General features: G+C 75.0%; 9 protein-coding genes. 7 read left to right on the plus strand and 2 right to left on the minus strand.

Annotation, left to right across the window (positions count from 1 at the left end; all coding sequences use genetic code 11):
- Positions 1-9 precede the first annotated feature (9 nt).
- From AC3EUV_RS18355 to AC3EUV_RS18370, 4 genes are all read left to right on the plus strand, one after another.
- On the plus strand, positions 10-477 hold the full coding sequence (locus AC3EUV_RS18355; RefSeq protein WP_432142002.1) for a CU044_2847 family protein: 468 nt from the start codon (positions 10-12) through the stop codon (positions 475-477).
- Positions 474-2,651, plus strand: coding sequence for a VMAP-C domain-containing protein (locus AC3EUV_RS18360; RefSeq protein WP_435603362.1), 2,178 nt, complete (start codon positions 474-476; stop codon positions 2,649-2,651). The genes AC3EUV_RS18355 and AC3EUV_RS18360 overlap by 4 nt, the downstream gene beginning before the upstream one ends.
- Before the next feature lie 41 nt (positions 2,652-2,692).
- Complete coding sequence (locus AC3EUV_RS18365) at positions 2,693-3,706, plus strand: AAA family ATPase (RefSeq protein WP_432142004.1); 1,014 nt, start codon at positions 2,693-2,695, stop codon at positions 3,704-3,706.
- Between the two features lie 86 nt (positions 3,707-3,792).
- Positions 3,793-8,565, plus strand: a complete 4,773-nt coding sequence (locus tag AC3EUV_RS18370) for an SAV_2336 N-terminal domain-related protein (protein ID WP_435603399.1) — start codon at positions 3,793-3,795, stop codon at positions 8,563-8,565.
- Between the two features lie 221 nt (positions 8,566-8,786).
- Here AC3EUV_RS18370 and AC3EUV_RS18375 read toward each other — a convergent pair whose 3' ends face one another.
- Positions 8,787-9,635, minus strand: a complete 849-nt coding sequence (locus tag AC3EUV_RS18375; protein ID WP_432142006.1) for an alpha/beta fold hydrolase — start codon at positions 9,633-9,635, stop codon at positions 8,787-8,789.
- A 177-nt stretch (positions 9,636-9,812) separates the two neighbouring features.
- On the opposite strand from AC3EUV_RS18375, the gene AC3EUV_RS18380 reads away from it, so the two are divergent.
- Positions 9,813-10,982 (plus strand): cysteine desulfurase family protein, encoded by a 1,170-nt coding sequence (locus AC3EUV_RS18380; protein ID WP_432142007.1) that lies wholly within the window; start codon positions 9,813-9,815, stop codon positions 10,980-10,982.
- A 58-nt stretch (positions 10,983-11,040) separates the two neighbouring features.
- On the opposite strand, the gene AC3EUV_RS18385 is transcribed toward AC3EUV_RS18380, so the two are convergent.
- Complete coding sequence (locus tag AC3EUV_RS18385) at positions 11,041-11,766, minus strand: N-acetylmuramoyl-L-alanine amidase (protein ID WP_432142008.1); 726 nt, start codon at positions 11,764-11,766, stop codon at positions 11,041-11,043.
- Between the two features lie 54 nt (positions 11,767-11,820).
- Here AC3EUV_RS18385 and mnmA point away from each other — a divergent pair, with 54 nt between their 5' ends.
- Both mnmA and AC3EUV_RS18395 read left to right on the plus strand, forming a co-directional pair.
- Positions 11,821-12,951, plus strand: coding sequence for a tRNA 2-thiouridine(34) synthase MnmA (gene mnmA, locus AC3EUV_RS18390; protein ID WP_432142009.1), 1,131 nt, complete (start codon positions 11,821-11,823; stop codon positions 12,949-12,951).
- A 172-nt stretch (positions 12,952-13,123) separates the two neighbouring features.
- Positions 13,124-13,909, plus strand: coding sequence for a VC0807 family protein (locus tag AC3EUV_RS18395; protein ID WP_435603363.1), 786 nt, complete (start codon positions 13,124-13,126; stop codon positions 13,907-13,909).
- Positions 13,910-13,931: the final 22 nt, after the last annotated feature.

Here is a 13,931-nt window from a genome sequence, read left to right on the forward strand (position 1 = left end):
CTGACCGGCATGGGGGATGTGGCTCTCAGAATCGATGAGGCAACCGTCGTGTGGCTGCGGGCCGCGGAGCCGGCCGCCACCGGCGGTCCGGGCACGCACGACCACTCCGGCGCACAACCGCCGTCCGGCGGCGGCCGAGGCCAGCAGCCCGGCACCGACGGCGAGTTGGAGCTGCCCGAGGAGTTCGGCTCCGCCCAGCCGGTCAGCGCCGACAGCCGGGTGGCCCGGGCGCTGACCCGCGGCGGGGAGGCCCTCGAAGAGGCCCTGCGGCCGCTCAGCGGGGTCCTCGGCCAGATCCATCGCTCGATCGCCGCCGGCAGCCACCGCCCCGACGAGGTCACCGTGGAGTTCGGTGTCACCCTCGGCTCCGATCTGAGCCTCGGGGTGTTCTCCGGCAAGGGAGACGCGAGCTTCAAGGTCTCGGCCACCTGGAATCTCGCCCAGGGCGCGGGGGAAGCCGGCGGGACGGCCCCGTGATCGCAGGCGCAGGCCCGGACACCCCGCTCCAGCAGTCCTTCGCCTCCGTGCGCCATGGCGACCACGCCCTCGGCGCGGGGGTGCTGGTCGCCGAACGGCTCGTGCTGACCTGCGCCCATGTCGTCAACAGCGCGCTGGGCAGGGACCGTTTCGCCCAGCAGACCCCCGGCCCCGGCGACACCGTCACCCTCCGGCTGCCCCATGTCGCCGCCGGCCGCGACCTGACCGCCCGGGTCTTACGGGACATGTGGGTGCCGCCGCGGGCCACGGCGGCCGGGAGCGCGCCCGTCGAGCCCGGCCGGGTGCCGTACCACGGCGACCTCGCCGTCCTGGAGCTGACCGGCGCCGCACCCGAGGGCGCCGAACCGGCCCCGTTCCTCCAGCACAACTACGCCAACGAGACCATCGCCTTATGGGCCAGCGGCAATCCGCTGCCCACGGTGCGCGCCGTGCCCCGGGTCTCCGCGCCGCCCTGGATCGCGCTGGACGTGCTCGGCGGCGCGCAGGTCACCGAGGGCTTCAGCGGCGGGCCGCTGTGGGACCGCGAGCGGCAGGCCGTGGTGGGCCTGGTCGCGGCCGTGCACCGGGCCCCGGAAGGGGCCGCCCCCGGGGCCCGGCCGACGACGATGTACGCCATCAGCGTCCCCGCCATCGAGGCCGAACTCCCCACCCTGCCGCCCTCGGCGGTGCCCACCGCCCGGCGCGGGGTGCAGCAGCTGCTCACCGCGCTGGAGCGGGTACTGAAGGGCCGCGAGGCGGTGCTCGCCTGTGAGGAGCGGCTCGCCGCCCGGCTCGGCAGGCCCTCGGCGGGCCCGGCCGCCGACCTGGAACGGCTGGTCGGCCTGGCGGTGAGCGTCCGCCGCGGTATCCCCGAACTCCTCGACCTGGTACGGGACCACGAGCCGCCGGCCGCCGACCCGTATGACCCGCACGTCCGGCCCGGCCTCTACGGGGCCCGCGAGGACTGGGAGCGCCTGCGCCGCGCCGCCCGTACGGTCCGCCCCGCCGAATACCTGACCACCCGCCAACGCCGCGACCTCTCCGGCCTGTTGGCGCACTGCACCCGTACGGACCCCCGCACCCTCCTGGAACGCGTCCTGCCGCACGCCCCGGAGCTGCCCGCCGTCACCGGCCTGGCCGACGCGATGGACGCCCTGGAGGGCTTCAGCTCCACCACCGGGGCGCCGGTGCCGCCGCTGCTCCAGGGCGTGGTGCGGATCAGCGTCGACGAACGCGCGGCCGGGGCGTACCCGGCCGAGGACCTCGACGCCTGGGTCGAGCGCGTCGCCGCCCGCTCCGGGGTCGACGAGGCGGCCGTCTGCCAGTTCCGCGCCGATGTCACGGCCGCCGCGGCCCCGGTCCGCACCCTGGCCCCCGTCCGGCCGGCCACCGGCACCCCGGCGGCCTCTGCTCCCCGAGTCCAGGTGGAGCTGCTGCCCACCGCGACCGGACGCCGCTTCACCTACCAGATCTGGACCCTCGCCGACCGCCAGCCGCACCGGCTCGCGCTGGTCCGCGATGCCGAGGCGGGCAGCGAGCAGGTGGTCGACGACATCCGCCGGGTGCTGCGCACCGAGGTCCGGGAGGACCCGGAGACCGCCCTGGTGGAGTACTTCCTGCCGTCCGCCTGGCTCGGTCTGGACGTCGACTCCTGGGAGTCGCCCGACAGCGACGAGGACGGGCCGTTCGCGCCCGGGATCACCCGGCGGGTGGTGGTGCGCACCACGGAGCGCTCCCGGGAGAGCTACGCCGGCTGGAAACAGCGCACCGCCGCCCTGCCGCACGCCAAACGCCTGGTCCTCGACCACCGGCACACCGACCGCAAGGTCGCCCGCGCACAACTGGAAGTGCACCGCGACGCCGGCACGGTCATCGTGTGCTGCGAACCGCACCACCACGGAACGCTGTTGCGGCAGTGCGTCCAGGCCGGCGTCCACACCGTGCTGTGGCACCGCGCCGAACACGGCGAGCACATCGCCCAGGACCTGCTGGCCCTGGTCGACGGCACCGACCACGCCGAGGTCCCCGAAGCGGTGCGCCTGGAACGGGCCAGGGCGATGGCCGAGCCGGAGCGCGACACCCACCACGGCCGCCGGCTGTCCCTGCTCTACGACGCGCCCGACCACCGTCCCCCACAACTCGCCCCGGACGCCTGGGTGCTGACGCAGCCCTGAGTGCCGGACCGTGGACGCAGCAATGAACGAGGAGAAGGTGCGTGACCGGACAGAGCGCAGCAGGCCCACACGACGACCCGGGGGCGGCGCCGGAGGACTGGTGGGTGTTCCGCGGCCCCGCGCAGCTGCCTGCCCCACCGCCCTGGCGCCACCTGCCCGCCGGCCGCGGGGAGCCGCCCCGGGCGCCGTATCTGCTGGAGCGCAACGAGATCTCCGTCGTCAACGCCGCCCTGCATCTGCACCGTCCGCTGCTGGTCACCGGCCGCCCCGGCGCCGGCAAGAGCTCGCTGGCCCGCGCCGTCGCCGGGGAACTCGGGCTCGGTGACGTCCTGCGCTGGTCGGTCAACAGCCGCTCCACCCTCCAGGACGCCCTCTACCGCTACGACGCCGTGGGCCGCCTCCGGGAGGCCTCGCTGCGCCGGGAGCGCGAGACCCCGCACGGCTCCGCGCGCCGTCCCCGGGTCCGGCGCGCCACCGGGGCCGGCGACATCGGCCAGTATCTGCGCCTCGGCCCGCTCGGCAGTGCACTGGCGGCCGGCCGCCCCCGGGTCCTGCTCGTCGACGAACTCGACAAGGCCGATATCGACCTGCCCAACGACCTGCTGGTCGTGCTGGAGGAGGGCGAGTTCGAGATCCCGGAGCTGGCCCGGCTGCCCGAGCACCAACAGGAGGTCCAGGTCCTGCTGAGCGGAAGCCGGGAGCGGGTCGCGGTCCACCGCGGCGTGGTCCGCTGCACCCACTTCCCGATCGTCATCATGACCAGCAACGGCGAACGGGACTTCCCGCCCGCCTTCCTGCGCCGCTGCGTACGGCTGGACCTGCCGGAGCCGACCGGCGACCGGCTGCGGAAGATCATCGAACACAACCTGGGGGAGCAGGCGGTCGCCGCGGCGGAGGACCTCATCGAGGTCTTCCACCAGCGCGCCAAGACCCAGACCCTGGCCACCGACCAGCTGCTGGCCGCCGTCCATCTGCGCATCAGCGGCGCCGACCTCACCAAGGAAGAGCTCCTCGCCGCCGTGCTGCACCGCCTCGACGAGTCCATGTCGCCATGATCGACCGACTGCGACAGGCGATGTCGGCCGCCGGCTACGACCTCGGGGCCACCGAACTCCTCGATGTGCTGTGGCTGTCACGGGCGATGGAGGGGTGTGCGGCGGCCGGGGCGCCGGGGGATACGGGGGAGTCGGGGGATGCGGGGGAGCGTGTGGGTGGGACGGGGAGTGCGGACGGGGTCGGGGGCGAGGGGGCTGACGGGACCGGTGCGTTCGACGAGACCCGCGGTCGGCCGGCTGACGGGGGGCGGCGCGGGGACGGGGGGTGGGGGGCGTCCGATGCGGCCGAGGGCTCCGGGGAGTCCGGCGCGGGCCAGGCGTCTGACGGAGCCGATGCGGGGGTGGATGCCGCTGAAGCCGCTGCTCCTGGCGACTCGGCTGACCCCACTGACCTCACCGATCAAGCCGATCAGTTTGACCCTGCCGACCCCCTGACTCCGGCCCTTCCGCCCCGTCGTGCGCTGTACGCCATGGGCAGTCAGGGCGGCGGGACGGGCGCGGAGCGGGCCCGTCCCGCGCGGGTCCCCGGTGGGCGGGCGCTGCCCGATGCCCAGCAACTGGGCCGGGCGCTGCGCCCGTTGCGCCGGTCCCGGGACCACCCGCACCGCACCGTCACGGATATCGAGGCCACCGTCCGGCTCGCCGCCGAGACCGGGTTCCTCGATGTCGTCTCCCGGCCGGACCAGGAGCGGTGCTGGTCCGCCGTGCTGCTGGTGGACTGCTCGCCGTCCATGCAGGTGTGGGGCCCGCTCGCGGCCGAGCTGCGCGCGCTCCTCGCCCGGAGCACGGTCTTCCGTTCCGTCCATGTCCTGTCCGTCGACCCCCGGAATCCGAGCGGCCCCACGGGGCGCCGGCGGTCCGCGGGCGCGGCGGTGACCTTTCTGCTGACCGACGGGACGAGCCCGGGATGGCGCAGCCCGCAGGCCGTACGCGCGCTCGCCGCATGGGGCCGCCGCGGCCCGCTGGCCGTACTGAACCCCCTGCCCCGGCGGCTGTGGCGGGGCACCGCCCTGGATGCCCGCCCCCGGCTCCTGGCCGCACCGGGCGAGTTCGACCCCCTCGGCCGGCTCGTCGTCTGCGATGCGCTGAGCGGCGAGCGCGATCCGGAGGCGGACGGCCTCCTCGCGCTGCCCGTATTGCACCCGACCGCCTCCGCGCTGGAACAGTGGGCCGGGCTGCTCACCCGCCCCGGAGTGCCGCATCTGATCGAAACGGTGCTGCTGGACGAGGCGCCCCCGGCGTCCGCCCGGCCCGCCGTCCCCCAGGGCACGGCCGAGGAGTTGCTGTCCCACTTCAGAGGGGCGTTCTCGCCCGAGGCATACCGTCTCGCCGTCCGCCTCTCGGCCATCCGCCCCCTGACCACACCCCTGATGCAGCTGGTCCGTGCCGCCACGATGCGGGACGCCGGTCCCACCCATGTGGCCGAGATCCTGCTCGGCGGCCTCCTGGAGCGCACCGACCAGGCGCGGGACGCGGCCGCCGCCCACACCCTGGACTGCGCCCTGGGTGCCCCGCCCCCGGGCCAACTCGACCAGCCCGTCTACGACTTCCGCCCCGGCGTACGGGAGCTGCTGTTCAGCGGGCTCGGCGCCGAACAGGCCGTGGAGGTCGTCGAGGCGGTAGGACGCTCGCTGGAGCCGTACATGGGGCGGCTGCCGGACTTCCCGGTCCTGATGGGGGACGAGGAGGGGGAGCTGCGGCTACAGGCGTCGGCGCGGGCCTTCGCGGTGCTGGCCAGTCCGGTGCTGGAGCGGATGGGGGGTGTGGTGCCCGAGCTGACCGACCACCCGGTCCCGGCCCAGCGCCGCCCCGCGCCCCCGCCGCCACTGCCACCGCGCTTCGGTGTCCTCGGTCCTGTCCGCGCCTGGCGCGGGCCGACGCCGCTCGCGCTGGGCGGTCCGGAGGAACAGGCGCTGCTGGCCGCCCTGTTGCTGCGCCCGGGGCACGCCGCCGCCGCGGCCGAGCTGATCCCCGACCTCTGGGGCGCCCGGCCGCCGGGTAACGCCCTCTCGTCGCTGTACGCCTGCGCCACCCGGCTGAACGCGGCCCTCGGCGCAGACATCGGGGCGGGTGCGGGCGCGGACCCCGGTGTGGATCCCGGTGCGGACCTCCTGGTCAGGGAGCGGGACGGGAGCTATGCCCTGCGCCGCCCCGACGGCAGCGCACCCGTCCTCGACCTCGATCTCGACCGTGCCGAGCAACTGATCGACCGGGCCCGCCGCGCCGCGGATCCGGCCGCGGCCCGCCAACTGTGCGATGAGGCACTGGCGTTGTGGGACGGCGCATCACTCGCGGGCCTGCCGGGGCCGTTCGCCGCCGCCCAGCGGGCCCGTCTGGAGCACTGGCGCAGCGACCTCATGGACGGGCACTACCGCCCCCTCGCCGAGGAGCCCGCGCCCGATCCGGCCGGTCCACGGGCCGACGCGGTGGCCCTGCCGCCCGCGCCGGAGCCGTTCGCCGGCCGCAGCGAGCAGATCTCCCGGCTGGCCGCAGGACTGACGGGGGGCACAAGCGACGCCCCGCCCTGCCGCTTCCTCCACGGACCGGCCGGGGCGGGCAAGACGGCACTCGCGCTGCGCGTCGCCCACGAGGTCGCGGACCACTTCCCCGACGGACAGCTGTTCCTGGATCTGCGCGGCAGGGCCAAGGCGGCAGAGGAGCGGGTCACGCCGACCGGCGCCCTCGAAGCACTGCTGCGCGCACTGGGCGTGCCGGACGACCGCATTCCCCTGTGGCGCGACGGGCGGGCGGCCCGCTACCGGTCGCTGCTGGCTGAACGCCGCGTGCTCATCGTGCTGGACGATGCACCCGACGCCGACGGGACAGAGGGGGCCGACACGGCAGCAGCCCTGGCCCCCCTCCTCCCCGGCCCCACGGGCGCACCGGAAGGCCGGGGCGGCAGCGCCGTCCTGATCACCGGCCGTGGATCCCCGCCGCTCACCCAGCTCGCCCAGCTCACCTCGCTCACCCCGCCCGCCGAAGCCCTCGAACTGGCCCCGCTGGCCCCCGCCGAGGCGCAGGACCTGTTCACCGACCCCGGCCCCGCGGCGCTCCGGTGGCTCGACGCACAGCTCTCCCCGGCGGCCCGGCGGGCCTTCCGCCTCCTCGCCGTGACGGACACCGCCGGGGCCTCGTCCGCCGACCTCTCCTCCGGCGCCGCAGCCGCCCTCCTCGCTACCACGCCACAGCAGACCAACTCCCTCCTCAACGAGCTGCGTTCGGTCGGCGCGCTCCACAAGGCGGGCGCCGACCGCTATCGCTATACGGGCCAACTGCGGCGCCTCGCCTGCCGGTCCGCCGATCAGGAGCTGCCGGCGGCGGCCCGTGACGAGGCCCTGGTCCGGCTGCTGACCTGGTATCTGGCCATGGGCCGGCAGGTGCACGCCCTCCGCTGCCCGGGCGACCGGATGCTCCACGACCTCGCCCGCGTCCCCTCCGGCGGCTCCCGCCCCACCACGAAGGACCACGGCCGGGACCGGGACCGGGCCCTGGCCACCTGGGCCGAGGAGACCCCTCGACTGCTCGCCACCGTCCGCCGTGCCGCGCTCCGCACCCCGGGGATCGTCCGCCAGGCCGCTGATCTCCTGCTGCTCGCCCAGGTGACGGCGGACTCCGGCGCGCTCTCCGCCGCGTACGAGCCGGCCGCCCGGACGGTGGCGGCGCGGGCGGCCCGGGACGGCGACGCACGGGCGGAAGGCCGGGCCCGGCTGGCGCTCGCCGAGGCGTACCTCGCGCTGGGCAAGTGCGCCGAGGCCGAGCCCGAGGCGCGGCGCGCGGAGCAACTGGCCAACCGCTCCGGCGACTCCCTCACGCGGTTCCGCGCCCCCTATACGCGCGGCCTCATCGCCCTCCACCAGGGGCAGCACGACACCGCGGAGCGGCAGCTCACCGCGGCCTGGGAAGAGGGCCGCCGCCGCAACGACCAGCTGGGCGAGGCCGATGCGCTCGCCGCGCTGGCCCGGCTCTGGGCCGCGACCGGCAACAGCGACGAAGCCGTACTGTTCGCCGAACGGAGCCTGGGCGTCCACCGCCGGCTCGCCGACGGCTCCGCACGCCTCGCACACGGCCGCTACGCCCTCTCCGAAGCGCTGTCGGCGGCCGGCCGGCACGCCGACGCACTCCGCGAACTCTTCCAGGCCCTGCCCCTCTTCGAGCAGGACCGCCAGCATCTGTGGGCGGGGCGGACCCGCTGCCGGACGGCCGAGGCGATGGTCGCCCTGATCCGCCCCGGCGAAGCGGTGACCGCTGCCGAGGACGCGGCGAAACGGCTGCTGGTGCCGGGCGGCGAACGGTGGCGGGCCGACGCCCTGACCGCCCTGGGCCACGCCGAGACCGCCCTGGGCCGCAAGCAGAGCGCCCAGGCACACTGGCGCGAAGCCCTCACCGTCCACGAGGCGTTCGGCACCCCGGAGACAGGCATGCTCCACGCACTGCTACGCGACAAGGAGGACGCCCCCACCGCCGGCCCCCGCCGCCCCGGCCCCTCCCTCACCGCCGACCTCGCACGCACCGGCACCACCCTGCGCGACCTGACCGCCGCCCTCCGCACCCTCACCGACCAACTACGCCTCCAGCCCCCCGACGAGAACTCCGCCCCGCCCACCCCCGGCGAGAACTCCGCCCCGCCCACCCCCCACCACACCCTCGAATCCCTCGACACCCTCGACACCCTCGAGTCCGAACTCACCACCACCCTCACCGACTTCACCCACACCCCCCGCCCCCCACGCGCCACCCTCCGCCGCCTCCGCACCACCCTGGATTCCCTGACCGCCCCCGAGACCCTGCCGACCCCGTCGGCCGCCGTAGCGGAGGCGGCGGCAGTGGTGCGCGAGCTGGGACGGCGGATGGCTCCGTAGGCAGGAGGGCCGTCAGAAGGCTCAAGTCGACGTCTAGGTGGGGTGGTTGAGCGGGAGTGCATACGCGGCAATCCGCAACCGTCTGGCGTGAGAGGGACCGCGCGCCCGCGGCTCCCGGGAACGCCGCCCCGGGGCGGACGACGACGAGGTCAAGCGGTTCATCGGGCCGAGGGCTGCGCGGTACGGCGGGCCCGCCGGGAGCAGCGCGTCCTGAGACACCCTCACACCGCCAGGAACTCCCCCAACACCGCCGTGAGTTCCGCCGGCGCGTCCTCCTGCACCAGATGGCCCGCGCCTTCGATCAGGCGGAGGCGGGCGCCGGGGATACGGGAGGCCAGGTCGTGGCCCTTGGCGGGCGGGATCCAGGTGTCCTGGGTGCCCCAGCAGATCAGGGTCGGGAGGGTGAGTTCGCCGTAGCGGTCCTGGATGTCGTCCGTGAAGCGCTGGTCGTTCTGGGCGATCTGGCGGTAGAAGGCCGGGCGGCCCGCGTCCGTGCACCAGGGCTCGACCAGCCGGTCGAGGACGGCCGGGTGGAGGCCGGGGTGGCTCGCGGAGGAGACGTACTCCCGTACCAGCGCGCGGTGGAGGTCCGGCGGCAGCTGGGCGAACACGTCGGGGTGGGCGCCCAGCAGCCGGTACGTGCGCGAGCCCCAGGGGGCGAGCGCCACCGGGTCGACGAGGGCCAGCCGCGCGTAGGGGGCACCGTGCAGGAGATGCGCGCGCAGGGCTACGCAGCCGCCGAAGTCGTGCGCGACCACGGCCGGCCGGGTCGCCTCCGTGGCCAGGTCCCAGTGGGCGAGCAGCTCGGCGAAGACGCGGGCCTGGGCGGCGAGTGAGACGTCCTGGCCGGTCCGCTGCTCCGAGGCGCCGTAGCCCGGCATGTCCCAGACGAACACCCGGTGGCGGGCGGCCAGGGCCCGTGCCACCCCGCGCCAGACGTAGGAGGAGAAGGGCGTGCCGTGGAGCAGGACCACCGCCGGGGCGTCCGGCTGCGGGTCCCCGAGTGCGGCCCAGCGCACCTCGTCGCCCGACGCAGCGCGGAACGTCCGGTCCAGATGCCACGGTGTCATGACCGTCAGGCTAGTGACTCCTTACCGGGGTGTCGAGGGCGCGGGCGGGCCGGCCCATGGGCTACCCGAGCGGGGCGGTCGGTGGCCCGCCCCCTGGCATTCCGGCGTACGGCGCTCCCGCGCGCTGCGCATGCGCCCCCGGAGCCCGCCGCGCCGGCTCGTAGAATCGTGCGCACCATGGTTTACCTCGACCACGCCGCCACCACCCCGATGCTCCCGGAGGCGGTGCAGGCGATGACCGCCCAGCTGACCGTCACCGGCAACGCGTCCTCACTGCACGCTGCCGGCCGGCGGGCCCGGCGTACCGTCGAGGAGGCGCGCGAGTCCCTCGCCGTCTCCCTAGGCGCCCGCCCGAGCGAGATCGTCTTCACCGCGGGCGGCACCGAGGCCGACAACCTCGCGGTCAAGGGCCTGTACTGGGCCCGCCGCGCCGCCGACCCGGCCCGTACCCGCCTCCTCGCCAGCCCCGTGGAGCACCATGCGGTGCTCGACGCCGTGGAGTGGCTCGCCGAGCAGGAGGGCGCCCGCGTCGAGTGGCTGCCGGTCGACAGCTACGGCCGGGTGCACGCCGAGGCGCTGCGTACGGCCATCGCCCGCAACCCCGCCGATGTCGCGCTCGCCACCGTCATGTGGGCCAACAACGAGATCGGCACCATCCAGCCGGTGCGCGAACTGGCCGAGGTCGCCGCGGAGTTCGACATTCCGCTGCACGCCGACGCGGTGCAGGCCGTCGGCCAGCTGGAGGTCGACTTCGCCGCCTCCGGGCTCGCCGCGATGACGGTCTCCGGCCACAAGATCGGCGGACCGTACGGCATCGGCGCGCTGCTGCTGGGCCGTGAGTACGCCCCGGTGCCGGTGCTGCACGGCGGCGGACAGGAACGGCACGTCCGCTCCGGCACCCTCGACACCCCGGCCATCGCCGCCTTCGCCGCCGCCGGCCGGTACGCCGTCGCTCACCGTGCGGACTTCGCCCGCGACATCGGCGCGCTCCGCGACGACCTGGTCAAGGCCGTGCGGGCCGCCGCGCCGGACGCCGTCCTCGGCGGCGACCCGGACCCCGCCGGCCGCCTCCCCGCCAATGCGCACTTCTCCTTCCCCGGCTGCGAGGGCGATTCCCTCCTGCTCCTCCTGGACGCCCAGGGCATCGCCTGCTCCACGGGCTCCGCCTGCACCGCCGGCGTCGCCCAGCCCAGCCATGTCCTGCTGGCCACCGGCATGTCCCCGGACCTCGCCCGCGGCACCCTGCGGTTCTCCCTGGGGCACACCTCCACCGCGGAGGACGTGGCGGCACTGGCGGAGGCCATCGGCCCGGTCGTGGAGCGGGCGCGGAGCGCGGGACTGAGCTGAAGGCGGTCCCGTACGCCCGCCAGGGATTAGGGGACGACCGACCGTCGCCCAGCGCGCCTCAGGCCTTCCGTACGGGCGGGCTTTCCCGCGCCCGTACGGGGGGCTTGCGCAGCTCGGCCCGTACGAGCCGCAGATAGCGGTCCCAGTCCCAGTGGGGGCCCGGATCGGTGTGATCCGTCCCCGGCACCTCCACATGCCCGACGAGGTGCTCCCGGTCGGCGGGGAAGCCGTAGCGCCGGCATATCCCGGCCGTCAGCCGCGCCGACGACGCGTACATGGCATCCGTGAACGACTCCGGCCGGTCCACGAAGCCCTCGTGCTCGATCCCGATGCTGCGCTCGTTGTAGCCGCGGTTGCCCGCGTGGAAGGCCACGTCCAGCTCGCGGATCATCTGGGCGACATGGCCGTCCTTGCGGACGACGTAGTGCGCGCCGGCCTCGTGCTCCGGGTCCTGGAAGACGTCCAGCGCGGTCGCGTAGCTGCCCTGGACGACATGGATGACCACCCGGTCGATCACGTAATCCGCCGGCCGGTCCGCCCGCCGGTAGTTCGCCGGGGACGCCGCGACCCACTGCGCGCCCCGATGGTCGACCGCGCCGGGCGTGCGCGGTTTGTCGTTCCCGGGCAGCCGCCACCACAGGTGGGCCAGCGCCTCGCGCCCCGCGAACGCCGCCGCCCCGGCGGCCACCACCCCGCCACCCCCGACCCACAGGGCCCGTCGCCGCGTGATCCCGGCCGGGGCCGCCTGGCCGCCGCCGTCCTTCTCCCCGTCCCTCTTCCCCATGCGCTGCATAACGCTTTCGGCCCTGTCGGCGGTTCCGTCTACTCTGGACTGGCTATGACTGATGACGCCCCCCGCCGCCTCCGTGTGCTCGCCGCCATGTCCGGCGGCGTCGACTCCGCCGTTGCCGCCGCCCGCGCCGCCGAGGCCGGCCATGACGTGACCGGCGTGCATCTCGCGCTGTCCGAGAACCCGAAGTCCTTCCGCACCGGCGCCCGCGGCTGCTGCACGATCGAGGATTCCCACGACGCCCGCCGGGCCGCCGACGTCATCGGTATCCCGTTCTACGTCTGGGACCTCGCCGAACGCTTCCGTGCGGACGTCGTCGACGACTTCATCGCGGAGTACGAGGCCGGGCGCACCCCGAACCCCTGCCTGCGCTGCAACGAGAAGATCAAGTTCGCCGCGCTCCTGGACAAGGCGCTGGCCCTGGGCTTCGACGCCGTCTGCACCGGCCACTACGCCACGGTCGTGCTGCGCGAGGACGGCACCCGCGAGCTGCACCGCGCCTCCGACATGGCCAAGGACCAGTCGTACGTCCTCGGTGTCCTCGACGACCGCCAGCTCGCGCACGCCATGTTCCCGCTCGGCGACACCCTCACCACCAAGGCGGAGATCCGCGAAGAGGCCGCCCGCCGCGGTCTGTTCGTCGCCAAGAAGCCGGACAGCCACGACATCTGCTTCATCGCCGACGGCGACACCCAGGGCTTCCTGGCCAAGCGGCTCGGCACGGCCCCCGGCGACATCGTCGACGAGTCCGGCAAGCGCCTCGGTACGCACGAGGGCGCGTACGGCTTCACCATCGGCCAGCGCAAGGGCCTGCGCATCGGCCACCCGGCTCCCGACGGCAAGCCGCGCTATGTCCTCGACATCTCGCCGGTCGACAACACCGTCACCGTCGGCCCCGTCGAGTCCCTCGACGTCACGGCCCTCTCCGCCATCCGCCCCCGCTGGTGCGGCCGCCCCCCGACGGCCGGCCCCGCGACGTACACGGCCCAGCTCCGTGCCCACGGCGGCGAGACCGAGGTCACCGCCGAGCTGATCGGTGACGCCGAGCTCCAGGTGTCCTTCACCGAGCCGGTGCGCGGAGTGGCCCCCGGCCAGGCGATCGTGCTCTACGACGGCACGCGTGTGGTCGGCTCGGCCACCATCGCCACCACGGAGCAGGCGGCGCGCGCGGAGGCGTAGCCGCCCTCCCGGAGGTGCTCCGGGGAGGCGCGGCGCACCCCGGTGCGCCGCGTCCATCTGACAAATGTCATGGCGAACCCAGGACAGCTGAAACTGTTGCCGGCCACGGCTGTGCCCGAAGCTGAAGGCACCGCAGAAAGCAGCGGTTCACCGCAACATGGGGGAGTACGCCGTGCGCAGCAAGCAGTCCGTGGCCGGGTCCGCAGCCGAGGGGGAGCGCGGCAATCCGCTGGCGAGCTTTGTGCCGCTGATCGTGGACGCGGGGATCCCGATGGCCTCGTACTACCTCCTCAGCGAGGGCTTCGGCTTCAGCACGGTGGCCGCACTGGGCTGGAGCAGCGTGGTGCCGGCGCTGCGGACGGTGTGGGGGCTGGTCAGCAGCCGGAGTGTGAACGGCCTGGCGCTGCTGATGCTGGTCGTCAATGTGGTCGGCCTGGCGCTGAGCGCGGTGGCCGGTGATCCACGGCTGATGATGGCCAAGGACAGCGGGGTGAGCAGCGTGGTCGGGATCGCGATCCTGCTCTCCGTGCGGACGAAGCGGCCCCTGATGACGGCGGGACTCAAGCCGTGGGTCACCAAGGGGAGCGCGGCCGGTAGCGCCGCCTGGGACCGGCTGATGGCCGGCTCGGAGCGGTTCCGGCGGGCCGGGCGGCAGTTCTCGGCGATATGGGGGACGGCCCTGCTGACCGAGTGTGTGGTCAAGGTCATCGGCGCCTACACCGTGCCGGTGGACACCATGGTCTGGCTGGGCACGGTGCTGACGGTGGTGGCCATCCTGGCGGCCATGGTCATCGCGGGGGGCGGCTGCGCCGAGCCGATGCAGAAGATGGTCGACGCCGAGGTCGCGGCCGGGGCCGAGCGCGCCGCTGACGTGGGCGGGCCGGCCAGGGGCGGGGCGGACGCGGGGAGTGCCGTGCCCGTCGGGGCGGCCGGGGCGGCGGCCGGGGTCGCGAGCTGAGGAGCGGGCGGCGGGGGCGCGG

The organism is Streptomyces sp. bgisy130 (assembly GCF_057708345.1).

Bases quoted from the DNA above. Each gene is read 5' to 3' on its own strand.
- AC3EUV_RS18355 (WP_432142002.1), top strand. From the start codon at position 10: ATGGGGGATGTGGCTCTCAGAATCGATGAGGCAACCGTCGTGTGGCTG.
- AC3EUV_RS18370 (WP_435603399.1), top strand. From the start codon at position 3,793: ATGGAGGGGTGTGCGGCGGCCGGGGCGCCGGGGGATACGGGGGAGTCG.
- AC3EUV_RS18375 (WP_432142006.1), bottom strand. From the start codon at position 9,635: ATGACACCGTGGCATCTGGACCGGACGTTCCGCGCTGCGTCGGGCGAC.
- AC3EUV_RS18380 (WP_432142007.1), top strand. From the start codon at position 9,813: ATGGTTTACCTCGACCACGCCGCCACCACCCCGATGCTCCCGGAGGCG.
- AC3EUV_RS18385 (WP_432142008.1), bottom strand. From the start codon at position 11,766: ATGGGGAAGAGGGACGGGGAGAAGGACGGCGGCGGCCAGGCGGCCCCG.
- mnmA (WP_432142009.1), top strand. From the start codon at position 11,821: ATGACTGATGACGCCCCCCGCCGCCTCCGTGTGCTCGCCGCCATGTCC.